Below are 255 nucleotides of genomic sequence, written 5' to 3' on the forward strand. Positions count from 1 at the left end.
CGAAATATGTAGTGGGTCTGTTAAGGGGCATGACCTTGAAAGACGCGGCTAATCTCCTGGGCGTATCCTGGGATACCGTCAAGGAAATCCATACCCGTCATCTTGAATACCATTACGCGCCTCCTTCTCTTGAGGGAGTGGACAGCATCGGCATAGATGAATTCGCAGTCAGGAGAGGGCATGTGTACAAGACAATCGTGGTTGACTTGAAGAGCGGCCGTATTCTTTATGTCGGTAACGGCAAGGGAGCAAATG

Annotated in this window: 1 protein-coding gene; it reads left to right on the forward strand. The window is 50.2% G+C overall.

Annotated elements, in window-relative coordinates:
- The coding region (locus I6E24_RS16970) for a helix-turn-helix domain-containing protein (protein WP_235329863.1) at window positions 1-255 on the forward strand (255 nt) is incomplete at both ends.

The sequence above is a fragment of the Bacteroides caecigallinarum genome (assembly GCF_021530995.1).
In the GTDB taxonomy this organism is placed as follows: Bacteria; Bacteroidota; Bacteroidia; order Bacteroidales; family Bacteroidaceae; genus Phocaeicola; species Phocaeicola faecigallinarum.